The organism is Xylanibacter ruminicola Ga6B6, assembly GCF_000687715.1.
In the GTDB taxonomy this organism is placed as follows: domain Bacteria; phylum Bacteroidota; class Bacteroidia; order Bacteroidales; family Bacteroidaceae; genus Prevotella; species Prevotella ruminicola_B.
Window position 1 is genome coordinate 12,451 of sequence record NZ_JHXD01000008.1, and the last position, 24,833, is coordinate 37,283.

The following is a 24,833-nucleotide window of genomic DNA, read 5'->3' on the forward strand; positions in this document are numbered from 1 at the left end:
TAACCCTCTAAAAAGTAATAATTATGAGAATTAGCAAGAAAATATTCGGAATGGCAATTGTAGCCGCCGCCCTGTTCACTTCTTGTAACAAGGACGTAGAGGGTGCTATCTACAACGGTCAGAATAACGCAGGCGTATCATTCACTGCTGCTACACTCGCAGCTGTTGAGGTGCCTGCATCAAATCCCGTATTTGAAGTAGAAATCGTACGTGGCAATACAGCTGCCGCTGCCACTGGTAGCGTAACAGCCAGTCTGAAGGCAGGTAGCACCGTTATTGGTGGTGTAACCGTATCAGACTTCAACTTTGCCGCTGGTGAGAACGCAACTACCGTTAAGGTTAACATCGATCCTCTGGAGGTTGGTGTTCAGGGTACTCTCACACTGGCACTTAGCGATGCCGACGCATCAATCGGTGCTGTAAAGACCGCTACAATCAAGGTTTCAAAGGCTTACGAGTGGGTATCACTCGGTAAGGCAACATTTGTTGACGCCTTTGTTGGGGCAACAGGTAATCCAGAGGTATTAAAAGCCGATGGCTTTGAGCGTTATCGCGTAATGGCTCCTTACGAGGAGTGGCGTGTAAGCCCAGAGGCTCAGGCCGACTCATGGACTGCCGCTTCGTCAGCTCCATTCATCGAGTTGTGGGTTGAGGACGGCCTCGTTTACTTCGATACCTTCTTCGTAGGTCTGAACTACGATGGCGATAAGAGCCAGCCTATCTTGGCTCACCATGCATCTGACTTCATGGATGGCGTAAGTAACTTCAAGTTCAGCAAGTTCCTGGATGCAAAGACCATTCAGTTGGCTCCTTACTACTACATCGATGGACTGGGCGGTTGGAACTACACTCAGAAGAACGGAATCATTACTATCACGCTGCCCTAACAGCATGAAATAATATCAAGATGCCGGACACGGGTAATCCTTGCCCGGCATCTTTTTTTATTGCCAATATTAATCAAGTAATGAAGCACTTATACCTATCTTTATTTCTGCTGATGCAGGTGGTTACTGCCAGCAGTATCCCTGCCCGTCCCGGCCAGTGGAAAATACTCACCCTTACTGATGGTACACAAGTAAAAGCCGAACTGAAAGGCGACGAATACGTGCACTATTGGATGAGCGAAAACGGTGATTGCTATAGCGAGACTACTAAGGCTGGCATCTACCAACTCACCAATCAGAGCATTCTGCTCAACAGCGCACAACAGAAACGTGCCATGCACGGAGCTAACAAAAGTCGAACCAGAGCAGTCATCGGCGGTAAGCATGAGCCCTACATCGGAAAGAAGAAAGGACTCATTATCTTAGTAGACTTCCAGAACAAGAAATTCAAAGAAGAGCATACCCCTGAGCTCTACAACGATATCCTGAACAAAGTAGGCTTCACCAGCGAGCTGGGATTCAAAGGAAGCGTAAAAGACTACTTTCTGTCACAGAGCTACGGACAGTTCGAACTCGACTTTGATGTGATCGGTCCGCTTACCATGCCTAAGACCTACGGTTACTATGGCGCTAACACCCAAGGTAACGACACCAATCCAGGACTGATGGTAGCAACAGCCTGTGAGATGGCCGATGAATTTGTTAACTATCAGGACTATGACTGGGATGGTGACGGCGAAGTAGACCAAGTATTCGTAATATTCGCAGGACTCGGTGAGGCTGCTGGCGGCGATGCCAACACCATCTGGCCACACGAGTGGCACCTGCAGTACAGCGATTATAAGAAAACGCTCACACTCGACAACATCGTTATCGACACGTATGCCTGCGGCCCCGAACTTATCCAGCGAGGCTACAACGAAAGCTCTATCGGCATAGAGGGTATCGGCACAATCTGCCATGAGTTCACACACTGCTTGGGATTACCCGACATGTACGATACCAGTGGCAGCAACTTTGGCATGTACACATGGGACCTGATGAGTAGCGGCAGTTACAACGGCAATAGTTTCTCGCCTGCTGGCTATACCAGCTACGAGCGCATGTACTGCGGTTGGAAACAGCCCATCGAACTGAAGAACGACACCGTGCTAACCGACATGAAAGCCATCGGCGATGGCGGCGACTTCTACATCATCTACAACGATGCGCACCCCGACGAGTACTACCTGCTGGAAAACCGACAGAAGACTGGCTGGGACGAGGCACTGCCCGGTAGCGGATTGCTGGTGCTGCACGTCGACTATGATGAGGAGTTATGGCACTACAATCTGGTTAACAACACCACAGCGTACGATGGTTACAACACCCACCAGCGCTGCACCATCATCCCTGCCGACAACAGTTTGATAAGCAGCGTTGAGGATGCCGCCAACGACCCGTTCCCCTACGCCGGCAACGACAGCTTAACCAACAAATCGCTGCCCCGCGCCGAGCTTTACAATCTTAATCCCGATGGTATCCACTACACCAGCAAGCCCGTAACCAACATCAAGCTTACCGACGGCGTGATATCATTCAAGTTCCAGAATCTGGTAGGCAGCGGAACCTTGGGCATCCAGTCGGTCATCAAGCCAGCTGCCACCGAACCCACCACCATCTACACCCTGGATGGTCGCAACATGGGCACCAACCCATCGGCCCTGCCCAAAGGCATCTACATCATAGGTGGCCGCAAGGTTATCAGGTAAAAACTTTCGCCAATAACAACCACTTCGCGGGGTTTGCCATCCAAAGCAACCCCGCATTTTTTGTGCCCGCCTGCTACGCGCTACAGTGCTACAGTTGAAAATGGGGCGGGATGTTACATATTGCAAAGTTTGCGCAATATGAGGCAATGGGCGTTTGAGAGGAAATGGGTACCTTTGCAGCCGATAATTAAAAAACTTAAGAATAGTAATGAGAAAACAGATAATGGCACTGGTGCTCTTGGCTGCTGGCTGGGGGCTGACAGCACAGGCACAGGAATCGCTGAGAGTTGACAACTACGTACGACAGTACAAAACCTACGTACCAAAAGAGCTGGGCAGTAAACGCCCGCTGCTGATATCGTGCCACGGCATGAACCAGGATGCAGCCTACCAGATGAATATGCTCGATATAGCATCGGTGGCCGACACAGCCAAGTTTGTGACGGTGTTTCCCGAAGGCATAGCCAAAAGCTGGGACATATCAGGCGACCGCGACATACGTTTTGTGCTGGAACTGATTAAGGAGATGCAGAAGAAATACGATATCGACAGTACCCGCGTGTATCTGTCGGGCTTCTCGATGGGCGGCATGTTTACCTACCACGCTATGAACAAGATAGCCGACCGCATTGCGGCCTTTGCTCCCATCAGCGGCTATCCCATGAACGGTGCCACGGCGCTTGAGAGCGTGCGCCCCATACCCATCATCCACACTCACGGCACCAGCGACGATGTGGTACCCTACTCCAACGTAAAGAAAAACCTTGAGGTGTGGATAACGCACAACGGCTGTAAGCAGCCCGACAAGGTTACCCGCAACTATCGCGGCACCGGACATATAACCCACCACCTGTGGAGCGAGGGCAACGATGGTGTTGAGGTGGTGCTGCTGGAGATGGCACGCAAGGGTCACTGGATATCAAACGATGTAGTAAAGACGGGCGATGAGATATGGCGATTCTGCAGTCGCTACTCGCTACCCAAGAGCAGCAACCCCACAGCAAACATCCACACCCCATCAACCACCACCAAGCCCAAACACAATGGCGTCATCTACACCCTCGATGGTCGCAACCTGGGCACCAACCCATCGGCCCTGCCCAAAGGCATCTATATCATAGGTGGCCGCAAGGTTATCAAGTAATAATGGCATCACAGTATTAACAATAATTATCTATTTATTTGCGTAACATTTTGGATTTCTGCATACTTAATATGTAGAAAATATTTAAATTTGCAGTCGAAACAAAACTGATAAAATTAACAACATGAATTTTGAATCATTAGTAGGACATATCAATCATGTGCAGGACGCGCTTCAGGCACAAGCCGCACATGCCGTAAACCTATCGCTTACTGCCCGCAACTGGCTGGTGGGGTATTATATTGTAGAATACGAGCAGCATGGTGAAGATCGTGCTAAGTATGGTGAGAAACTGCTAAAAAACCTTGCCCAGCGTCTTAACAGAAGAGGATTGGGAGAACGCCGTTTATATGAGTACAGACTCACATATCAGGTATACCCTCAACTTGGCGGTGTAGTTGCAGAATATGTAGTCAAAAACGGGCAGGATGAAATTTTGCGGTTGACGACCGCCAAATCTGAAGATAGTACGGTACTCATTGAAAAATTGCGGTCGTCAACCGCAATATCTGCAGTGCCACAAGAGGCTTGGCAAACTCCAGCAAAGTCTTTGTTTTATAAGTTATCGGCTACCCACCTCATCTATCTTTCGAATTTTAACGATGAACTAAAGCGTGCCTTTTACGAACAAGAAACAATTCGCGGTTGCTGGACAGTAACAGAGCTCGACCGCCAGGTGTCGTCGCAATACTACGAGCGCATGGGGTTATCTAAGGACAAGAAAGCACTGCAGAAACTTGCCATGAAGAACGCTCAGCAATTGGCCCCGCGTGACATTCTGCACAATCCCGTAACACTCGAATTTTTAGGCTTGGAGTCGCAGGAAGTCTATACCGAAACCAAATTGGAGTCGTACATCCTGAATCACCTACAGGCATTCCTGTTGGAGATGGGCCGAGGTTTCTGCTTCGAGGCTCGACAAAAACGCATCCTCGTTGATCAGGACTACTTTAAGGCCGACCTTATTTTCTATCATCGTATTTTGAAGTGTCACGTTATCATCGACTTAAAGATTGACCGTTTCCGACACGAGTATGCCTCGCAGCTAAACCTCTACATGAACTACTACAAGCACGAGGTTATGCAGGAAGGCGACAACCCGCCCATCGGTTTGCTACTGTGCACCGATTATGGCGAGACCACCGTACAGTATGCCACCGAGGGCCTTTCGCAGAATCTCTTCGTAAGTAAATACCGACTGCAGTTGCCATCGGAAGATGAAATACGAAAATATCTATTAGAAAGCATCTCGGAGAAGGAGTTCATGGAACTAAAGAATGCAGAATAGCCTGCTACGCGCTACAGTGCTACAGTTGAAAATAATCCCTTCGCTAACCGGTGAGGGGATTTGTTATTATTGCATATTTTGTGCATAACAATTTAATATCAAAATTCGCGTTTAACGATACAAAATGTAAGTTAAGCGCGAATTTTGGCTTTCATATTGATTTTTTGAATACCATTTGTATTAAAATGGTTAAAATATGTTAGAAAATAGCCCTCTTTTGATAAAATTATTTGCCTATTATAATAATATACAGTAATTTTGCAGGCCCGAAATGGGACCTTACGTCCAACAAAAAGGAAGAGATTGAGACTACAGGTATAACATATAATTATTAAAAAAGAGAGATTTTTATGAAACAACGACTAACGATGTTCATCGTCAGTCTGTTCCTTTTTGTGGGAGCAGCGCTGGCACAGACAAAAGTTACAGGTACAGTACTCTCACAGGAAGACGGTGAGCCCATCATCGGTGCTACCATCAAAATTGTGGGTGCAGGTACCGGTGCCATCACTGATTATGACGGACAGTTTACTGTAACCATGCCCGAAGGCAAGGACATGATTGAGATTACCTACCTGGGCTGCAAGACCGAGACCTTGAAGGCCGTTAACGGTATGCGCGTAATGATGAAGCCCGACAGCGAAACTCTTGAAGAGGTGGTAGTTGTGGCTTACGGTACTGCCAAGAAGCAGAGTATTACCGGTTCGGTATCAACCGTTGACGAGAAGGCTATCGAGAAGCGTATCGCCTCGAACGTTACCAGCGCACTCGAGGGTGCTGCCCCTGGTGTACAGGTTAACAACACCTATGGTGAACCTGGTGCCGAGCCTACCATCCGCATTCGTGGTATCGGTTCGCTCAATGGTTCTAACACCCCACTCTACGTAGTAGATGGTATTATCTACAACGGTAACATTGCCGACCTGAACCCCGAGGATATCAAGAGCATGTCGGTACTGAAGGATGCTGCATCGGCAGCCCTGTACGGTAACCGTGCATCGGCCGGTGTGGTTATCATCACCACCAAGAGCGGTGTTTCGCACGAGGGTAACTCATCAATCGACCTGAAGATTAACCATGGTTACTACAACCGTGGTATCAAGGAGTACGACCGCCTGGGTGTTAACGACTACATGGAGACATCGTGGAAGGCCATGAAGAACTGGGCTATGACCGGTTCGATGGGCTTGAGCGAGGACGAGGCTAAGGCCTACGCCAGCGCACATCTGGCTACCGACGTGATGCACCAGAACATCTGGGACCGCGCCAGCGACCAGCTGTTCGACGCTAACGGAAAGATCGTGGCCAACGTACTGGACGGCTACACCGACCTTGACTGGGAGGACAACATTGAGCGTACTGGTCAGCGTCAGGAGTACATCCTGAGCGGCAACTTCACCAACGATAAGACCAACGTTTACGCATCGCTGGGTTACCTGAACGAGAAGGGTTACATTATCAGCAGCGACTACGAGCGCTACACAGCCCGCGTAAACTCTACCTTTACACCTAACAAGTATTTTACTGCTGGTGTAAACCTGAACGGTACTATCTCAACACGCCACTTTAACGACAACGCTTCGGGAAGCGCTTACAGCAACCCATTCAGCACAGCCCGTTACATGGCGCCCATCTATCCTATCTACAGCCACAACGCCGACGGCAGCATTGCTACCGACGAGAATGGCGAGTATGTATATGATACAAAATCTGACTATCTCGACAACCGTAACATTGCTTACGAGCTGCGCAAGGATACCGACTCACGTAAGCGTAACGTACTGAACGGTACTGCTTACCTGACTCTGAACCTGCCATACGACTTCTCGGTAACCGTTAAGGGTAACCTGTCGCACCGTTCATCTACACGTCAGCGTTACAACAACCCTGAGATTGGTGATGGTGCTGCAAACGGTGGACGACTGACTAACTACAGCAACGAGTACGAGGACTACACCATGCAGGAGCTGCTGAACTGGGCTCACGAGTACGGCAACAACCACATCGATGCCATGGTAGGTCACGAGAACACTCACTATCAGACCGAGAACTTCATGGGTATGAACACCAACATGGCTGTTGACGGTATCTACGTACTGAACAACTTCCTGACCAACTCATACCTGAATGGTTACAACGACGAGTATGCTACCGAGTCGTACCTGGCTCGCGTACGTTACAACTACGATCAGCGCTACTTTGTAGATGCATCGCTGCGCCGCGATGGTTCGTCGCGTTTTGCCAGCTCAAACCGTTGGGGTAACTTCTTCTCGTTCGGTGCTACCTGGAATGCCAAGAAAGAGGAGTTCCTGCGCACTGTAAAGTGGGTTAACCAGTTGCGTGTTCGTGCCTCGTACGGTGAGGTAGGTAACGACGCTGGTGTAAACTACTATGGCTACCAGGCTCTTTACTATATCGAGAAGAACGGTGGTAACAGTGCCCTGATGAAGCAGAGCCTGAGCGCCGAGGATATCAAGTGGGAGACTGCCCAGACTGTAGATGCTGCCATCGAGGGTCGTCTGTTCGGCCGCATGAACTTCAGCATCGGCTACTTCGACAAGCGTAACAAGGACCTGCTCTTTGCTGTACGCCTGCCCCTGTCGGCCGGTTCGTTCTCGTACGGCGACTACTTCAACATGACCGTTAACAAGAACATCGGTACCATCGCCAACCGCGGTATCGAGCTTTCGATCGATGCCGACGTGCTGCAGAAGAAGGATTGGACTGTTAACGTAGGTCTCGACGCTACATTCATCAAGAACAAGATTATCAAGCTGCCTAACGGCGACAACATCCTCTCGGGTGTACACAACTACACCGAGGGCCGTTCGCTGTACGACTTCTATACATACCACTTCGAGGGTGTTGACCAGATGACCGGTCGTTCACTCTACACACTCGATCCCGAGAAGAAGGAAACTGCCGCCAAGCAGGGCGAGCTGGTTACCATCAACGGTGTTGACTACACTACCGATACAGCTTACGGCTTGCGCGACTTCCACGGCACTGCTGCTCCTACCGTTTATGGTTCGGTTCACGGCAACGTAGCTTGGAAAGACCTCTCGCTGAACGTGTTGGCTACCTACAGCCTGGGTGGTAAGACTATCGACTACACTTATCAGACACTCATGAGCACAAACGCCATGTCGAGCGGTTCAGCCCTGCACAAGGATGCCCTGAAGGCTTGGAACGGCGTGCCCGAGGGTATGACCGAGACATCGGCCAACCGCATTGATCCAAACGGCGTGCCTGCCATGGACTACAATCTGAGTTCGAAGAACAACGCTACCTGCGACCGCTGGCTCACAAGCGCCTCGTACCTGGTAATGAAGAACATCAGTCTGTCGTACAACCTGCCTAAGAAGTGGATGACCGCCATGAACGCAGGTATCAACGGCATGACACTTACCGCTGGTGTTGAGAACCTCTTTACACTGACTGCTCGCAAGGGTATGAACCCACAGTACAGCTTTACTGGTGGCTCGGACGATACCTACGTAACAGCTCGCGTTTGGAACTTCTCGCTCAATGTTAATTTCTAATTTTTAAAGGAATATCGAAGTATGAAAAAATATATTAGCAACATCATGGCAGGCTTGGTACTGGTTAGCGCTACCGCACTCACTTCGTGTGGCGCCGACTATCTGAACACCAATCCTACCGAGTCGATCTCGGCCGACGACGCTGTAGCCACAACCGAGAACGCCTACAAGGCACTGAATGGTATTGCCAAGAGCATGAGCACCCAGCAGTACGCCTGGGATCAGGGTTGTGCTGGCGAGAACCGCATCATTGCTCTTTACGAGAACTATGCCAGCCAGGACTACTTCTACAACTATTACGCACAGGGTTGGGCACCTATCATGAACCTGGCTTACTCGCTGCGTAACAACACATCGTACGATGCATACCCCTGGTACTACTACTATACACTGGTAGGACAGGCTAACACCATCATTACACGTATCGACGACGCTACTGGCGAAGAGTCGATGAAGAAGTTCGAGAAGGCTTCGGCACTCACATTCCGTGCTTACAGCTTCGAGAAGCTGCTGCACTACTATGCCCCACGCTGGCAGGACAGCAACAACGGTACTGCCAAGGGTATCTGCCTGCGACTGGATGAGTCAACAGGCGAGCTGCCACAGTCAACCATGGCTGAGTGCTATGCGCAGATCTACAAGGATCTCGACGAGGCTATCACACTGTTCCAGCAGAGCGGCATGAACCGTGGTACAAGCGAAATCTGGATTGCTAACGAGAACGTAGCACACGCTGTTTACGCACGTGCAGCCCTGGCTAAGCAGGACTATCAGACTGCACTTACCCACGCTCCTCTGGCTCGCAAGGGCTACGCCCTGATGAGCAATGCCGACTACTATGCCGGTTTCTGCAAGCCAACCAGCGAGTGGATTTTCGGTAGCTACGGCGACGCTCAGGAGAACATGTGGTACTGGAGCTACGGTACACAGTACTCTTGTAACGGTTACTACGCTAACAACACTGCCTGCGGTGCAGGTTCAATCGATATCGAGCTGACCAATCAGATCCCAGACAACGACGCTCGTAAGGGCCTGTTCCTCACACCTGACAAGTTCAAGAACTTCGACCTGAGCGATCAAACCGTTACAGATAACTACTATCTGAGCTATGGTATCATGGGATTCAGCAACGATGCCCTGTGGGACGAGGTTGACGCTTATGTTGCAAACCGTCACAACTCATCGGCTGCCAGCAATATGGAGCGCCCTTACCAGCCTGGTTACTACTACGTAGGTGGTCAGACCAAGTTCTACGTATTCGACACTCCAGGTGTAGGCTATCTGCCATTCATCCGCTCATCTGAGATGGTACTCATCGAGGCCGAGGCTAACTACTTCCTGGGTAACGAGGCTGCCGCACAGGCTGCTCTCGTAGAGCTGAATGCTTCTACAGGTCGTGATGCTAACTACACCTGCGAGAAGACAGGCGAGGATCTCTTCGACGAGATTGTAAACTACCGCCGTCTGGAGCTCTGGGGTGAGGGTTTTGGATACAGCGACTACAAGCGTTGGAACAAGGCCATCTCGCGTAAGAGCCTGGCTCAGGGTGGTAGCGCCGCAACCGCCATCGCTGTTACCGTTAACCCCGACAACGATAACTGGACATGGGCTATCCCACAGTGGGAGAGCGACTACAACGACGCTTTCAGAGATCCAACAAAGGATGCTGAGTAATACTTAGTATCTGCACCATAAAAATAAAGCGCGGGTTTGCCATCTAAGCAAACTCGCGTTTTTCTTTGCTCGCGCTACAGCGCTACAGTGCTACAGTTAGAATTCTAGCGCTTGGCCTTGAAGAAGTTCTGCATCAGCGCACGGCAGTCGTCCTCCAGCACGCCCTGAGTTACCTGGGCCTTAGGATGGAAGGCGTTGGGCGCCAGCAGGTGGTAGCCACGCTTATCGTCGGGAGCACCATACACAATACGGGGTATCTGCGCCCAGCCAATGGCACCGGCACACATGGTGCAAGGCTCTACGGTAACATACAGCGTACAATCGGTAAGATACTTGCCACCCAGCGTGTTGGCAGCGGCAGTAATGGCCTGCATCTCGGCATGGGCGGTAACATCGCACAGCGTTTCGGTAAGGTTGTGCGCACGCGACACTACCCTATCCTTACACACCACCACGGCACCAATGGGTATCTCGCCCGCCTCAAGGGCCAAATGAGCCTCGTCTAACGCCATCTGCATGTAGCGTTCGTCTTTTTTTTGTTGTTCTTCGTTAATCATGTTACAAAGGTAAATAAAATAAGGCACGAATTACGCGAATTAACACGAAATAATAAAAAAATTCGTGAAATTCGTGAAATTCGTGCCTAAAAATAACTAACTTTGCACTCAGAATATGATGGAATTTAAGATAGTGCACGTAGATGAGACCGATTCTACCAACCGTTGGATGAAGGAAAACGGCGAGGGTGTGATGGTGGTTGTGGCTGATTTTCAGACTGCTGGAAAGGGTTGCGGCTCCAACACATGGGAGAGCGAGCGGGGCCAGAACCTGCTATTTTCGGTACTTATCCACCCCCAGAAGGTATCGGCACGCACACAGTTCATCATTACCCAGATGGTATCGGTAGCACTCTGCAACACGCTACAGCGCTACATACCGCAAACACCCGAAATAAAATGGCCTAACGACATTTACGTAGGCGACAAGAAGATATGCGGCGTACTGATTGAGAACCGCCTGGAGGGGCACCGCATCAAGGACTGCGTGATAGGCATCGGACTGGACGTGAACCAAACGGAGTTTAAGAGCGATGCACCCAATCCCGTATCAATCAAACAGCTGACGGGTCGCGACACCGATCGCGACGAGCTGTTGGCAACTTTCCTCGACGAACTGCAACGCGCCATCGACAACAAGGGCATACACCAGGCGTACATGAACCGACTGTACCGCCGCGAGGGATTGCACCCGTTCGAGGCTGCCGGCAAACGCTTTATGGCCACCGTGGTTGGCACTACCGACGACGGGCGCCTGATGCTGCAGGATGCCAACGGCATAGCACACCTGTACCGGTTTAAAGAAGTAACTTTTATAATTGAAAACGATAATTGACAATTTATAATTATGGCAAGATTTAAGAGAATTCTGTTAAAGCTTTCGGGCGAGAGCCTGATGGGCAAGCAGGGCTACGGTATCGACCCTGAACGATTGAGCGACTATGCCAATCAGATTAAGGAAATAGCAGGCATGGGCGTGCAGATTGGTATCGTAATTGGTGGTGGTAACATCTTCCGTGGACTTTCGGGTTCGCAGAAGGGTTTCGACCGCGTAAAAGGCGACCAGATGGGTATGTGCGCCACAGTGATTAACTCGCTGGCACTGAGCTCGGCTCTCGGCGCTGTAGGCGTTAAGAACAAGGTACTTACCGCTATCCGCATGGAGCCTATCGGCGAGTTCTACACCAAGTGGAAGGCCATCGAGGCTATGGAGGCTGGCTATGTATGCATCTTCTCGGCTGGTACAGGTTCGCCCTACTTCACCACCGACACCGGCAGCAGCTTGCGCGGTATCGAGATTGAGGCCGACGTGATGTTGAAGGGAACCCGCGTGGACGGTATCTACACTGCCGACCCCGAGAAGGATCCTACAGCCACCAAGTTCGAGGATATCACCTACAAAGAGGTGCTGGCACGCGGACTGAAGGTGATGGACCTTACAGCTATCTGCATGTGTCAGGATAATAACCTGCCCATCTACGTATTCAACATGGACGTAGTTGGCAATCTTAAAAAGGTAATGGATGGTGAACAGATTGGTACCTTAGTGCACAACTAAGGTACTATTTAACCTCCTCGAATTCTACGTATTCGTCGTCGCCCTTCTCAAAAATCTTCTTTTCATCGGGGCGCTCGTCTACAATAGTTACACCACCACTCGTAGTTGTTGTTCTGCGGGTGGTGTTATTATTTTGCTGGCCCGAAGCACCTGCACGACCAGCACTCTGCGAGCCTGGCTTGCGACTGCTCTTGAAATAATCTTCACCAAAGGGGTTACGATCCTTCTGCTCGTTTCGGCGACCGCGACGGTACACAAAATCCTCTACATCCTCGCGCATACGTTTCATGTTGCGATACAACACGTTAATAACGATGATAGCGATAATAGCCACGGCAATAAAGCCGAACACGATAAAGGCCACAAAAGTCTTCATTAAGACCATTCTTTTTTACTTTTTAGTTAAAACTGCAATCTTAGACAGCACGATGTACCACACAATGATAAATGCAATGCCGCTAAAAACTCCAAACAGGAGCAACAGAGGAATACATGATATTACGAATATATACTTAATCTCGTTACCTTTCCATCCCCAGTGCTTGAACTTGAGGGCAAACATAGGTATCTCGGAAATCAGCAAGTAGCTGGCATAGAATACCGTCAAAAGGATAACCCACCATAGGTTGGCAGCCACGAAAGCCCCACTCTCCACAAGTCCGCAAACCAGCGATCCCCAAAACAGGGCGTTGGCAGGTGTGGGCAGGCCAATGAAGCCTAAGGCCTGACGCTCATCGAGATTGAACTTAGCCAAGCGCAAAGCTGAGAAAGCAGCCATTACAAAGGCCAAGTAAGGTATGTAGGGATGAGGAATATCGAAGGTGGTGAGATAGCTGAACACGATGGCTGATGGAGCGAAACCAAAGGTGATATCGTCGGCCAGCGAATCGAGTTCCTTACCGATGGGCGATGAAACACCCAGCAAGCGGGCACTCATGCCATCAAAGAAATCGAATACGGCTCCGATGACGATGAACAGCAGCGCCATCTGGAATTCGCTCTGAAAAGCGAAATAGGTTGCGATGCAACCCGAAATAAGGTTGCAGCAGGTTATCGTGTTAGGAATATGCTTTTTAATCATTGAACATTGAACATTGAACATTCAACATTACGCCAACTTGGCGATAACAGTCTGATCGCCGGTGGTTGGCTGGTTCATTGTAACAGTAGCCTTGGCAGTAAGTGGCAGGTACACATCTACGCGCGAACCTAACTTAATAAAGCCCAGGTGCTCGTCGATGTAGCACTCCTCGCCATCCTTGGCGTAGGTAACGATACGGCGAGCCATTGCACCAGCAATCTGGCGCACCAGAATATCCTGACCGTCGGCAGTGGTAATCATAATGTCGGCATGCTCGTTCTCCTCGCTGGCCTTGGGCAGCCAAGCCTTGTGGTAGTTGCCGTTAAAGTGCTTCACAAACTTTACCTTACCATCAACCGGATACCAGTTGGCATGCACGTTAAGCGGACTCATAAAAATAGAAATCATCAGTCGCTTATCGTGAAAATAGGTATTCTCTTCAGCCTCCTCAACTACTACGATCTTTCCGTCGGCAGGAGCCACAACCATCTTATCGGTATCGCCATTAAAATAGCGGATAGGGCAACGATAAAAGTTAAGTGCGATAAACCATGCAGTAACAAACACTGCCACAAAAATCCAGAACGGAATGGTTGTTTCCAGTCCGTACCACAGTAATGAGCCTATGCCGACAATAGCCAAGGCACTGAGCGTCAACTCGTTAGTACCCTCGCGATGTATTCTAATCTTCTTGAGTTTCTTGATTCTTTCTCCCATCAGTTACTTTCGATTGTTTCAATTCTGGGTGCAAAGGTACATCTTTTATGCGAGAATTACAAACTTTTCACGTTTTTCTTTTGGTAATCTCGAAAAATCGGCGTAACTTTGGGCCACAAAAATAAGCATTTCAAGAGAAAACGATGGAAGATTTCGTACATCTGCACGTACATACATATTACTCGATACTCGACGGACAGTCGAGCATCAAAAAGCTTGTAGACAAAGCGATCGGCGATGGCATGAAGGGTATGGCTATTACCGACCACGGCGACATGTTCGGTATTAAGGAATTTCACGACATATGCAACGGTGTAAACAAACAGCGCAAAAAAGACGGACTTGAACCATTTAAGCCCATTTTTGGTTGCGAGATGTATGTGGCACGCCGAGGCGACATGATGCTGAAAGAAGGCAAGGAAGACCTGGGTGGATACCACCTGATTGTACTGGCCAAGAACGAGCACGGCTACAAGAACCTGATTAAGCTGGTAAGTAACTCGTGGGTGGATGGTTTCTACAACCGTCCGCGTACCGACCACAAGCAGCTGGAGAAGTATCACGAGGACCTGATTGTGTGCTCGGCCTGTATCGCCGGCGAAGTGCCTGCCAAAATCCTGAAAGGCGACATCGAGGGTGCCCGCAAGGCTATAGAATGGCACAAAAACCTATGGGGCGACGACTACTATCTGGAGCTGCAGCGCCACGAGGTGACCGACCCAACGATACGTGCCAACCGCGAAACCTTCCCCCTGCAGCAGCAGGCCAACAAGGTGCTGATTGAGCTGGCCAAGGAGTACGGCGTAAAACTGGTGTGCACCAACGATAGCCACTTTGTGGACAAGGAGAACGCCGAGGCCCACGACCACCTGCTGTGTCTGGCCACGGGTAAGGACTTGGACGACCCCACCCGTATGCTGTACTCGAAGCAGGAGTGGTTCAAGACCCAGCAGGAGATGAACGACATCTTCAGCGATGTGCCCGAGGCACTGGCCAACACCGTTGAGATATTAAATAAGGTGGAGACCTACAGCTTGGATGCCGACCCGATTATGCCCTTCTTCCCTATCCCAGAGAGTTTCGGTACCGAGGAGGAATGGCGACAGAAGTTTACCGAGCAGCAGTTGTTTGAGGAGTTTACCACCGACGAGAACGGAGAGAACCCGCTCGACCCAGAAGCTGCCGAGAAGAAAATCAAGAAACTGGGCGGCTACGACAAGATATACCGTATTAAGTTCGAGGCCGACTACCTAGCCAAACTGGCCTACGAAGGAGCCGAGAAACGCTACGGCAACCCCATACCAAAGGATGTTGAGGAGCGCGTAAAATTCGAGCTGCACATTATGAAAACGATGGGTTTCCCTGGCTACTTCCTCATTGTGCAGGACTTTATTAACTCGGCCCGCGACGAGCTGGGCGTAATGGTAGGTCCCGGTCGTGGATCGGCTGCCGGTAGTGTGGTGGCCTACTGCTTGGGTATCACCAAGATCGACCCACTGAAGTACGATCTGCTGTTTGAGCGTTTCCTGAACCCCGATCGTATCTCGCTGCCTGATATCGATACCGACTTCGATGATGACGGTCGAGGCAAGGTGCTGAAATGGGTAATGGATAAGTACGGCCACGAGAACTGTGCGCACATCATCACCTACGCATCAATGGCTACCAAGAACTCTATCAAGGACGTAGCCCGTGTAGAGAATGTGCCGTTGTCCATATCAAACGCCCTATGTAAGGCCATCCCCGACCGACTACCCGAAGTAGATGGCAAAACGCCAAAGATGAACCTGACGAATGCCATCAAGGCTGTGCCCGAGCTGCAGGAGGCTGAAGCATCTACCGACCCGCACATTGCCAACACCATGAAGTATGCCAAGATGCTGGAAGGCACCGTGCGCGGTACTGGTATCCATGCCTGCGGATTCATCATCTGTCGCGACCCGATTTCAGACCACGTACCCGTATCAACGGCTGATGACCCCGATTTTAAGGGCACCAAGACCAACTGCACCCAGTACGACGGACACGTGATTGAATCGACGGGACTGATCAAGATGGACTTCCTTGGCCTGAAAACCCTGTCGGAGTTGAAGGAGGCCTGCGCTAACATCAAGCGAACACGCGGCATCGAGGTGGATCTCGACACCATCCCCATCGACGACCCCAAGACATACGAACTTTATCAGCAAGGTCGCACCATCGGTACGTTCCAGTTCGAGTCGCAAGGTATGCAGAAATACCTGCGCGAGCTGCACCCCACGGTGTTCGAAGACCTGATTGCCATGAACGCCCTGTACCGCCCAGGACCTATGGACTACATCCCCTCGTTCATCGCCCGTAAGAACGGACGCGAGGAAATCAAGTACGATATCGACTGCATGGAGAAGTACCTGAAGGATACCTATGGTATTACGGTGTATCAGGAGCAGGTGATGCTGCTGAGCCGACAGCTGGCCGACTTTACCCGAGGCGAGAGCGATGCTCTGCGTAAGGCCATGGGTAAGAAGAAAAAGGACATCGTTGACGCCATGAAGCCTAAGTTTATCGATGGCGGAAAGCGCAACGGACACGACCCGAAGATTCTGGAGAAGATCTGGGCCGACTGGGAGAAGTTCGCATCGTATGCGTTCAACAAATCGCACGCTGCCTGCTACTCGTGGGTAGCCTACCAGACGGCATACCTGAAGGCCAACTACCCTGCCGAATACATGGCTGCCATCATGAGCCGCCGCCGCGACCAGATTACCGAAATTACCAAGCTGATGGACGAGTGCAAGCAGATGGGTATAGCCACGCTGGGACCTGATGTGAACGAGTCGTACGAGAAGTTTGGTGTGAACCATCATGGTGAAATCCGTTTCGGTCTGGGTGCCATCAAGGGTATGGGCGATTCGGCTGCCCTCTCAATTATCGACGAGCGCGAGAAGAACGGTCCGTACAAGGACATCTACGACTTTGCTCAGCGCGTAAACTTCTCGGCTGTTAACCGTAAGGCCTTCGAATCACTGGCTCTGAGCGGTGGTTTCGACAGCTTCGGCATCCGTCGCGAGGATTACTTTGCCAAGAACCCCAAGGGCGAAACGTTCATTGAGATGCTGTGCCGCTACGGACAGCTGTACCAGCAGGAGCAGGCCGAAATGAAGAACTCGCTGTTCGGCATGTTTGGCGAGGGTGTGGAGATAGCTCAGCCTCAGCCACCCAAGAACGATATCCGCTGGAGCGACATCGAACGACTGAACAAGGAGCGCGAGTTGGTAGGTATCTATCTGTCGGCCCATCCGCTCGACGAATATAAGATTATTCTCGACAACCTGTGCAACACCAAATGTACAGAATTGGCAGACATCGCCAAATTGGCAGACCGCGAGGATGTGATACTGGGCGGCATTGTTACAGCCCAGAAAACAGGCTTTACCAAAACGGGCAAACCCTACGGCGTGGTTACAATCGAGGACTTCGACGGTTCGGGCGAGATATTCATGATGGGCGAGGAATGGGGCCAGCGCGCAGGTATGTTCTCAATCGGTGCTTCGGTGTATGTAACGGGTAAGGTTAAGAGCCGATTTATGTACAACGACAATGGCCCAAAAGACCTGAAAATAGGCGGTGTAGAGTTCCTGCAAACCATTAAGGAGCGCGCCATCGACCGCATTACCATCTCGCTGATGACCGACCAGGTAAACGACGAGCTGGTGAACGACCTGACGGAGCTGATAAACGAGAACCCAGGTAAGACCAAACTGTTCTTCCAGTTGCGCGACTCGAGTGGTAAGCATCACGTGCTGCTGCGTAGCAAACGCGAGGGTATCGACGTGAAGAATAAGCTCATCGATTACATTAACACTCACGACGGTTTGGCATACAGTATTAATTAATGGCACGCAATTTGCTGGTAACGAGATAGTTCACATAGTATTCACATAATTAAACAAGATTAAGATGGAAGTAACAATCACAAAAGAAAACTTTGCAGAGTTGAAGGCCGGTAACCTGCCTTTGGTAGTTGATTTCTGGGCTACTTGGTGTGGTCCCTGCCGTATGGTGGCTCCCATTATCGAAGAGTTGGCCGCTAAGTACGACGGTAAGATCGTGGTTGGCAAGTGCGACGTTGAGGACAACGAAGACCTCGCCGCCGAGTTTGGAATCCGAAACATTCCTACCATTCTGTTCTTCAAGAATGGTGAGGTTGTAGATAAACTGATTGGTGCCCAGTCGAAGGGTAAGTTCGAAGAGAAGTTCGAAGCTTTGCTGTAACTCCGACCAGCACCAAACATATCACTTAATTAGCCGACGGTAACCACACGGTTGCCGTCGGTTTTTTCTTCGATAGTAACCTTAACGGCATCCTCGGGCAGCACCTCCTCAATCAGCTCGGGCCACTCTATCAAGCACAGGCATCCACTATAGAAATAATCCTCGTAGCCCATATCGTAAACCTCCTCCAGCTTCTTAATGCGGTAGAAATCAAAGTGATAGATACTCTCACCCTCGCCCGATGTGTACTCGTTGATGATGGCGAAGGTGGGCGATGTAATCACATCATCTACACCCAAAGCCTCGCAAATGGCCTTGATAAACGTGGTTTTTCCGGCACCCATCTTGCCATAAAAGGCAAACACACGACGGTCGCCCATCTGGGCGATAAACTCTCGGGCGGCATTCCCGATCTGCTCTAAACTATTAATCTTAATCTCCATAATATATCTGTTTTTTATCTTTTCTTTCCTGTTAATGTAATCAGCGGCACAATCATCTCTTCCATCGAGATGCCTCCGTGCTGGAACGTGTCGCGATAGTACGATACATAGTAATTATAGTTGTTGGGATAGGCAAAGAACGAGTCGCCCGTGGCAAACACGTAGCTGGTCGATAGGTTGGGCTGTGGCAGCATGGCCTTGCGGGGCTCCTTGATAACCAGCAGGTTCTTATCATCGTCGTAACTCAGGTTCTTACCTAACTTGTAGCGCAGGTTGGTATTGGTGTTGCGGTCACCCACAATCTTTACGGGCTGGGTACAACGTATACTGCCGTGGTCGGTAGTCACAATCACCTTGCAATCCATCTGCGCCAGCTCGCGGAAGAAGTCGCTGATAACTGAATGGCGGAACCACGACAGGGTTATCGAGCGGTAGGCACTCTCGTTGTTGGCCAACTCGCGCACCATCTTCGATTCGGTACGGGCATGGCTCAGCATGTCGATAAAGTTAAACACCACCACATTCAGCGGATGCTTCTCTATCTGTTGCATCTGCTGCATCAGTTTGTCGGCATCGGCCTGGGTGTTTATCTTGTGATAACTGAAACTCTCCTTACGGCGATAGCGCTCCAGCTGGGTACGAATCAGCGGTTCCTCGTTCAGGTTCTTACCCTCCTCCTCATCTTCATCTACCCAGAGATCGGGGAACATTTCCTGTATCTTGTTGGGCATCAATCCGCTGAAGATGGCGTTGCGCGCATACTGTGTGGCGGTGGGCAGAATGCTGTAATACATGTCTTCGTCGATATCGAAGTAGGCACTCAGCTCGCCCGACAGCACACGCCACTGGTCGTAACGGAAGTTATCGAGCACCACCAGGAACACCTTTTCGCCTGCATTAAGCATGGGGAACACCTTGGTTTTAAATATCTCGGGCGAGAGTACTGGCTTACTAGATGAGCTAGAATTCTCTAGCCAAGCGAGATAATTCTTCTTGATAAACTTGGCAAAGCCGTTGTTGGCCTCCTCCTTCTGCATCTGCAGCATCTCGGTCATGGTGCTTTCGGTAGCACTCAACTCCAGCTCCCAGTGTACCAGGCGCTTGTACACCTGCACCCAGTCGTGCCACGTACGGCAGTCCATAATCTGCATGGCTATCTGCTGAAAGTTCTGCTGATACTGCGATTGTGTGATTTCGGTTTCGATGGCACGGCGATGGATATTCTTCTTCAGCGTAAGCAGTATCTGATTGGGGTTTACGGGCTTTATCAGATAGTCGGCAATCTTCTGCCCGATGGCCTGTTCCATAATATTCTCCTCCTCGCTCTTGGTAACCATCACCACAGTGATCGAGGGATTAATCTCCTTGAGTTTGCGCAGGGTTTCAAGTCCGCTGATACCAGGCATCTGCTCATCCAGCAGTACCAGGTCGAAGTTGCGCTGACGGCACAGATCGAGGGCATCGGTACCGTTGCTAACGGTCACGATTTCATAGCCTTTCTTCTCGAGGAACATGATGTGTGCCCTCAGTTGCTCAATCTCGTCGTCTACCCAAAGTAGTAATCCGTTTGTCATATATCTATCTGTTGTTTACCAAAAATCATCATCAAAATCCAGCACCTTCTGCTGCTTTTTCTGCGTGGCAGGTGCGGGTTGTTCGGCGGGCTTGGCTGGCAGCTCGTCTTCGATATCGGGCGCATCTACTGCCTCGGGGTTTATCAGCAGATTATCCTTACTAACCTGCATGGGTGCCAGCTCGCGCTCGTAAAACTGCTGGTACTCGTCGTAGGTGTACTGGGTACCCAGCAGGGGCAGATTCTGCTCGCTAACAATCAGGCGCATGGTGCGAGCCGTGTAGCGTCGCAGGGTTTCGTTGTCGTACAGCATACGGGCGTACTGCAGGGCCTCGTCGTAACTCAGGAATCCGCTTACTATCATACGATTCAGCTCGCCGTTCTGGTCTATCTGTATCTCGAAGTTGCGCACCAGGAAGTTGGTAAAGTTATAGCGTGCCAACTCGAACAGCAGCTGATTCTGGTTTACCGAATCGGGCTGATACACCAGCATAAACAGGTAGTGCGAAGTACGTTCGGTGCTCAGGGTATCGGTGGTGGCCGAATCGCGCTTCAGCACAATGTCGCGCTGGGTCCACACATCGCCGATATCAAACTTACCGCCACGCAGCTTACGGCCATCCTGCACACCTTTAATAATCATACCTGCCAGCGGACTCACCTCGCTGTCGGGGTACTTTTCTACCACCTTGTTCAACTGCTCCAGACAAGCATCGCCGTCGCCCTCGTTCAGCAGACTCAAACCGCTGATAAACACAAATTTATCGCGGTGGACGCCCTGGGCAAAGCGGGTGGCAGATAGCTGGGTGTTATGCTTTACTGCCTCAAAGTCATCGTGCTTAAAGGCATCGTAAGTGGCAGCATAGAGCGAATCTTCCATCTGCTCGCCAAAGCGGGCATTCTCGGCATAGTACGGGTCGGCTATCAGCAAGGTGTATTCGTTATCGGGGTAGTCGTCCTTTAGGCGGGCTAAGCACTCGGCAGCCTCAGCCGTGCGACCTTGACGCGAGTAAAGCAGCCACAAGTGATACCATGCCTCGGGGTTATGCTCGTAGTCGGGATAATCGGTAGTCAGCCTGCGCAGGTAACGCTCGCTGGTATTCAGGCGCTCCATCTTATCCTTCAGGATAATGCCTGCATGTAACAAGCCATCCTTGATGATATCGTGACAGGCGGCTTGCTGCTCCTCGGTAAATGGGATTTGCGCCAGATAGTAGGCACGGTTATGGGGATCGAGGGCGGTACTATCGATGGGGGCAGCGGATTTGGTGCTGTCATTCGTCACGATTGTCATGTCATCGCCAGCAGACAGACTATCGTTAGCCGCTTCGCCCGATGGCTGGCGAAGAACGGTTTGGTTACTACGACGCCAGTTGTCGATGTTTTCGCGCTTGCCCCATTCGCGCTGGAAGGTGGCCTTACCCTGACTCACAGCCGTTGGGTTATAGAAATACCATGCGCCACCTGCTTGCTGTTGACTACCAGAAGCCTGAGGCACAGCGCGTTGTGATGTAGGCTGAAAATTCAGCTCACTTCCGTTTTGCTGTGTATTTGCATTATTTTCCAGCTCCGAATCGCGTGCCTCTTTTTCCTTTTTCTTCAGTTCGGCTATCACGCGGTCGATGGCTTGCAGGCGCTCTTTCTCGCCCATCCTGGCCAGCTGCAAGAGCGAATCCTGCAAAAGTACAGCCTCGGTATAGGGCACCAACTCGTCGAGCACCTTTGAACGGCGCGAGAGTTCGTCGTAATCCTTGCGGTCCTTATCCAGCAGTCCGATTGCCTCGCCATAGCAGCGCTGGGCATCGGCAAATTTTTCCTGTTCCCAATACAGATTGCCAAGGGTAAGCAGCAGCACACCTTTCTCGATACCGTTGCGAGTAGATTTCAGGTTACCCTTCTCATAAGCACCAATGGCCTGCAAGGTATCGCCCTGGGCCAGATAGATGTTACCGATGGCATAGTACACCTGGTCGAGATACTCGGCATTGTTATCGTTGGCGGCCATACGCTTCAGCTTACCTATCATCTGCTTGCCGTTGTTCTTTGCCAGCACTTCGGTCTGCGCTATGCGGGCGTTAAACTGCAACTCGTAAGGCGGACTACAGCGTATCACTCGGGCAAAGGCTTTGTAAGCCTCCTCCTGATTGCCCATCAGGTTCTGTATCTGTCCCATCAGGTACCACTCGCGGGCACGCTGGGTCTTGCGACGCTCATGCTTGATGGCCTTACGCAGATAGGGCACAGCCTTGGGGTAATCGACCACGCTGATGTAGTAGTTGGCGTAGGTGTAATCCCAATCCTTAACTGCACGGAAATCCATCGAGTCGCGACTCATGTTACGAATCACGTCCTCGGCATCGTAACGCCAGCCCAACATGGTGTAGCTTTTAGCCAGCCACGCACGGGCCAGTCCGCTGCGTGCAGGATCGCCCAGGTACAGACGTGCCATATACGAAAAAGTGGCGGCAGCCTCTTCAAACTGTCCCATCTGGAACTGTGCCTTACCTAGCATCAGCCAAGCCTTCCACAGGAATGGGTTCTGCTCGCGCCCTTTCACCTTAATAGTGTGCCGCTGAATGGCTTTCTCCATTTTCTCAACCGTTCGCTCGTAGTGCGATTTGCCTATGTCGCGACTCAGTTTGTTGCCAACGGGGTAAAGCGGCAACAGCTCGGTAAAGTTATCCTTGTGGCCCTTCTCTTTCTCCAAATTACCATCCAGAAAGGCCATATGACCGTTATAATAGGTGTTATAGCGGGCGTTGAAGGCGTGCCAGAAACGGCTCTTGGCGGTGTTTTTGTTTTGCGCAAAGCCCATGGTTGCCACCAATGCGACAACCAACACCAAGCCCATATATCGCCTCCATCGTATCACTATTCACTAATCACTATTCACTAATACTCTTCTGTTTCTTCTCCTCAAGCAGGCAGTGTATCTTGCACGAGCCCTCGTCGGCGGCTGTGCAGGTAGAGCAGTCGTGACCTTGCTCAATCACATCCTCGCTCTTATCAAACCAGTTGGCCACCAAGGCTATCAGGCCCAGCACCAACAACATGCCTATACATACTAATGCAAACGTCATCGTCTATAAATAATTTTGTGTTAGTTTAATCCTCAATGTTGAATCCTACCAGCTTCAGGTCGTCCCAGAACTTAGGGTACGACTTGGTAACTACCTGCGGATTATTGATAATCAGGCCCTGCTGGCGCAAAGCATAAGGCGCAAAGGCCAATGCCATGCGATGGTCTTCGTAAGTGTCGATACCAGCCTGCAGGTCGGGTTCGCAACGCTCGCCATCCCAGTACAGCTCGCTGTCGTTAGCATCGTGAATCACGTAGCCCAACTTCAGCATCTCTTTCTTCAGAGCAGCAATACGGTCGGTCTCCTTGATTTTCAGGGTTGAGAGCCCCTTGAAGTGGAAGGGGATATCGAGTGCGGCACAGGTAACCACAAAGGTCTGCGCCAGGTCGGGGGCATTCACAAAGTCGTACTCCAACTTGCCCACGCCACGACCGTTCTTCTTCAGTGTCACCATCTGCGGGATACCCTTTTTCTGGGTTTCGAAGGTGGTCTTCACACCCAGCAGGCTGAAAATATAGCGGGTGGATGAATCGCCCTGCATCGAGCCATCCATCAGTCCCGTCAGCTTAACTTCGGCATCGCGATCCTTGCTCAGCGCCACCATCTCATACCAGTAGCTGGCACCGCTCCAGTCGCTCTCAATATAGTAATCGCGACTCTTGTAAGGCTTGTGGGCCACGGTAATCGTATCGGCTGAACTCCATTTGGCTTCGGCACCAAACTCGCCCATCATCCACAGCGTAAGGTCGATGTAAGGGCGCGAGATGATATCGCCTGTAAGCTGCAGCGTAAGTCCATCCTCCAGCATCGGACCAATCATGAGCAGGGCCGAAATGTACTGCGAGCTCACGTTGCCAGGGATAGAAAGTTCGCCACCTTGCAGCTTATTGCCAGTGATTCGTAGGGGTGGGAATCCCTCCTGCCCCACATACTCTATCTGTGCACCCAACTTGCGCAGGGCATCAACCAGGATAGCTATGGGGCGGTGCTGCATGCGCTCGGTACCAGTAATCACATGGGTGCCGCGCATCACGCTCAGGTAGGCCGTCATAAATCGCATGGCGGTACCGGCAGCTTTGATATTAATTTCGTCGGGCATGTATCGCAGCGCCTCGATAATCACCTCGGTATCGTCGCAATCACTCAGGTTCTGAGGCAGATTACGACCTCCGCTAAGGGCATAGATAATGAGCGCACGGTTGGATATGCTTTTTGATGCTGGCAACTGGATGGTCTGAGCCAAACGTTCAGGTGCCGTAAGTTTATATTGCTTCATTTCTTGTA

Annotated in this window: 19 protein-coding genes; 10 read left to right on the top strand and 9 right to left on the bottom strand. The window is 50.8% G+C overall.

Annotated elements, in window-relative coordinates; translation table 11 throughout:
• The first annotated feature begins 50 nt into the window (after positions 1–50).
• From T500_RS0106535 to T500_RS0106560, 6 genes are all read left to right on the top strand, one after another.
• Entirely contained in the window at positions 51–887 is an 837-nt protein-coding gene (locus T500_RS0106535) for a hypothetical protein (protein WP_051611927.1), read from the top strand.
• 80 nt (positions 888–967) lie between these two features.
• Positions 968–2,638, top strand: a complete 1,671-nt coding sequence (locus tag T500_RS0106540; RefSeq protein ID WP_028907443.1) for a M6 family metalloprotease domain-containing protein — start codon at positions 968–970, stop codon at positions 2,636–2,638.
• Positions 2,639–2,846: 208 nt separating this feature from the next.
• Complete coding sequence (locus T500_RS15350) at positions 2,847–3,782, top strand: alpha/beta hydrolase family esterase (RefSeq protein ID WP_051611928.1); 936 nt, start codon at positions 2,847–2,849, stop codon at positions 3,780–3,782.
• A 124-nt stretch (positions 3,783–3,906) separates the two neighbouring features.
• Positions 3,907–5,070 (top strand): YhcG family protein, encoded by a 1,164-nt coding sequence (locus tag T500_RS0106550; protein ID WP_028907444.1) that lies wholly within the window; start codon positions 3,907–3,909, stop codon positions 5,068–5,070.
• A gap of 350 nt (positions 5,071–5,420) precedes the next feature.
• On the top strand, positions 5,421–8,612 hold the full coding sequence (locus T500_RS0106555; protein WP_028907445.1) for a SusC/RagA family TonB-linked outer membrane protein: 3,192 nt from the start codon (positions 5,421–5,423) through the stop codon (positions 8,610–8,612).
• A 21-nt stretch (positions 8,613–8,633) separates the two neighbouring features.
• The gene (locus tag T500_RS0106560) at positions 8,634–10,286 is read left to right on the top strand and encodes a RagB/SusD family nutrient uptake outer membrane protein (protein WP_028907446.1); all 1,653 of its coding nucleotides are present in this window, start codon (positions 8,634–8,636) and stop codon (positions 10,284–10,286) included.
• A gap of 104 nt (positions 10,287–10,390) precedes the next feature.
• Here T500_RS0106560 and T500_RS0106565 read toward each other — a convergent pair whose 3' ends face one another.
• Positions 10,391–10,843, bottom strand: a complete 453-nt coding sequence (locus tag T500_RS0106565) for a nucleoside deaminase (RefSeq protein ID WP_028907447.1) — start codon at positions 10,841–10,843, stop codon at positions 10,391–10,393.
• Positions 10,844–10,958: 115 nt separating this feature from the next.
• Here T500_RS0106565 and T500_RS0106570 point away from each other — a divergent pair, with 115 nt between their 5' ends.
• Both T500_RS0106570 and pyrH read left to right on the top strand, forming a co-directional pair.
• Positions 10,959–11,678 (top strand): biotin--[acetyl-CoA-carboxylase] ligase, encoded by a 720-nt coding sequence (locus tag T500_RS0106570; RefSeq protein ID WP_028907448.1) that lies wholly within the window; start codon positions 10,959–10,961, stop codon positions 11,676–11,678.
• A 12-nt stretch (positions 11,679–11,690) separates the two neighbouring features.
• Entirely contained in the window at positions 11,691–12,401 is a 711-nt protein-coding gene (gene pyrH / locus T500_RS0106575) for a UMP kinase (protein WP_013065609.1), read from the top strand.
• A 4-nt stretch (positions 12,402–12,405) separates the two neighbouring features.
• On the opposite strand, the gene T500_RS0106580 is transcribed toward pyrH, so the two are convergent.
• The 3 genes from T500_RS0106580 to T500_RS0106590 are packed head-to-tail and all read right to left on the bottom strand — an operon-like array spanning position 12,406 to position 14,199.
• Positions 12,406–12,777 carry a DUF4834 family protein gene (locus tag T500_RS0106580; protein WP_028907449.1) on the bottom strand — a complete coding sequence of 124 codons (372 nt, stop codon included), beginning with the start codon at positions 12,775–12,777 and terminating at the stop codon, positions 12,406–12,408.
• Positions 12,778–12,792: 15 nt separating this feature from the next.
• On the bottom strand, positions 12,793–13,482 hold the full coding sequence (gene pssA, locus T500_RS0106585; RefSeq protein ID WP_036908686.1) for a CDP-diacylglycerol--serine O-phosphatidyltransferase: 690 nt from the start codon (positions 13,480–13,482) through the stop codon (positions 12,793–12,795).
• Positions 13,483–13,509: 27 nt separating this feature from the next.
• The gene (locus tag T500_RS0106590) at positions 13,510–14,199 is read right to left on the bottom strand and encodes a phosphatidylserine decarboxylase family protein (RefSeq protein ID WP_028907451.1); all 690 of its coding nucleotides are present in this window, start codon (positions 14,197–14,199) and stop codon (positions 13,510–13,512) included.
• A 143-nt stretch (positions 14,200–14,342) separates the two neighbouring features.
• On the opposite strand from T500_RS0106590, the gene dnaE reads away from it, so the two are divergent.
• Both dnaE and trxA read left to right on the top strand, forming a co-directional pair.
• Positions 14,343–18,074 (top strand): DNA polymerase III subunit alpha, encoded by a 3,732-nt coding sequence (gene dnaE, locus T500_RS0106595; protein WP_028907452.1) that lies wholly within the window; start codon positions 14,343–14,345, stop codon positions 18,072–18,074.
• A gap of 64 nt (positions 18,075–18,138) precedes the next feature.
• Positions 18,139–18,453 carry a thioredoxin gene (gene trxA / locus T500_RS0106600; protein ID WP_013065318.1) on the top strand — a complete coding sequence of 105 codons (315 nt, stop codon included), beginning with the start codon at positions 18,139–18,141 and terminating at the stop codon, positions 18,451–18,453.
• 29 nt (positions 18,454–18,482) lie between these two features.
• Here trxA and tsaE read toward each other — a convergent pair whose 3' ends face one another.
• Genes tsaE through T500_RS0106625 form a run of 5 tightly spaced genes read right to left on the bottom strand, consistent with a single transcriptional unit; the run spans position 18,483 to position 24,825 of the window.
• Entirely contained in the window at positions 18,483–18,896 is a 414-nt protein-coding gene (gene tsaE / locus T500_RS0106605; RefSeq protein ID WP_028907453.1) for a tRNA (adenosine(37)-N6)-threonylcarbamoyltransferase complex ATPase subunit type 1 TsaE, read from the bottom strand.
• Positions 18,897–18,910: 14 nt separating this feature from the next.
• The gene (locus tag T500_RS0106610) at positions 18,911–20,470 is read right to left on the bottom strand and encodes a bifunctional response regulator/alkaline phosphatase family protein (RefSeq protein ID WP_028907454.1); all 1,560 of its coding nucleotides are present in this window, start codon (positions 20,468–20,470) and stop codon (positions 18,911–18,913) included.
• Positions 20,471–20,485: 15 nt separating this feature from the next.
• Positions 20,486–23,341 carry a tetratricopeptide repeat protein gene (locus T500_RS0106615; protein ID WP_230580866.1) on the bottom strand — a complete coding sequence of 952 codons (2,856 nt, stop codon included), beginning with the start codon at positions 23,339–23,341 and terminating at the stop codon, positions 20,486–20,488.
• Positions 23,342–23,354: 13 nt separating this feature from the next.
• Positions 23,355–23,549 carry a hypothetical protein gene (locus tag T500_RS16905; RefSeq protein WP_139294869.1) on the bottom strand — a complete coding sequence of 65 codons (195 nt, stop codon included), beginning with the start codon at positions 23,547–23,549 and terminating at the stop codon, positions 23,355–23,357.
• Positions 23,550–23,574: 25 nt separating this feature from the next.
• Complete coding sequence (locus T500_RS0106625; protein WP_028907456.1) at positions 23,575–24,825, bottom strand: 3-phosphoshikimate 1-carboxyvinyltransferase; 1,251 nt, start codon at positions 24,823–24,825, stop codon at positions 23,575–23,577.
• Between the last annotated feature and the right edge of the window lie 8 nt (positions 24,826–24,833).

Excerpts from the sequence above, each read along its gene's own strand:
- T500_RS0106535 (WP_051611927.1), top strand. The coding sequence starts at position 51 with ATGGCAATTGTAGCCGCCGCCCTGTTCACTTCTTGTAACAAGGACGTA.
- T500_RS0106540 (WP_028907443.1), top strand. The coding sequence starts at position 968 with ATGAAGCACTTATACCTATCTTTATTTCTGCTGATGCAGGTGGTTACT.
- T500_RS15350 (WP_051611928.1), top strand. The coding sequence starts at position 2,847 with ATGAGAAAACAGATAATGGCACTGGTGCTCTTGGCTGCTGGCTGGGGG.
- T500_RS0106550 (WP_028907444.1), top strand. The coding sequence starts at position 3,907 with ATGAATTTTGAATCATTAGTAGGACATATCAATCATGTGCAGGACGCG.
- T500_RS0106555 (WP_028907445.1), top strand. The coding sequence starts at position 5,421 with ATGAAACAACGACTAACGATGTTCATCGTCAGTCTGTTCCTTTTTGTG.
- T500_RS0106560 (WP_028907446.1), top strand. The coding sequence starts at position 8,634 with ATGAAAAAATATATTAGCAACATCATGGCAGGCTTGGTACTGGTTAGC.
- T500_RS0106565 (WP_028907447.1), bottom strand. The coding sequence starts at position 10,843 with ATGATTAACGAAGAACAACAAAAAAAAGACGAACGCTACATGCAGATG.
- T500_RS0106570 (WP_028907448.1), top strand. The coding sequence starts at position 10,959 with ATGATGGAATTTAAGATAGTGCACGTAGATGAGACCGATTCTACCAAC.
- pyrH (WP_013065609.1), top strand. The coding sequence starts at position 11,691 with ATGGCAAGATTTAAGAGAATTCTGTTAAAGCTTTCGGGCGAGAGCCTG.
- T500_RS0106580 (WP_028907449.1), bottom strand. The coding sequence starts at position 12,777 with ATGAAGACTTTTGTGGCCTTTATCGTGTTCGGCTTTATTGCCGTGGCT.
- pssA (WP_036908686.1), bottom strand. The coding sequence starts at position 13,482 with ATGATTAAAAAGCATATTCCTAACACGATAACCTGCTGCAACCTTATT.
- T500_RS0106590 (WP_028907451.1), bottom strand. The coding sequence starts at position 14,199 with ATGGGAGAAAGAATCAAGAAACTCAAGAAGATTAGAATACATCGCGAG.
- dnaE (WP_028907452.1), top strand. The coding sequence starts at position 14,343 with ATGGAAGATTTCGTACATCTGCACGTACATACATATTACTCGATACTC.
- trxA (WP_013065318.1), top strand. The coding sequence starts at position 18,139 with ATGGAAGTAACAATCACAAAAGAAAACTTTGCAGAGTTGAAGGCCGGT.
- tsaE (WP_028907453.1), bottom strand. The coding sequence starts at position 18,896 with ATGGAGATTAAGATTAATAGTTTAGAGCAGATCGGGAATGCCGCCCGA.
- T500_RS0106610 (WP_028907454.1), bottom strand. The coding sequence starts at position 20,470 with ATGACAAACGGATTACTACTTTGGGTAGACGACGAGATTGAGCAACTG.
- T500_RS16905 (WP_139294869.1), bottom strand. The coding sequence starts at position 23,549 with ATGACGTTTGCATTAGTATGTATAGGCATGTTGTTGGTGCTGGGCCTG.
- T500_RS0106625 (WP_028907456.1), bottom strand. The coding sequence starts at position 24,825 with ATGAAGCAATATAAACTTACGGCACCTGAACGTTTGGCTCAGACCATC.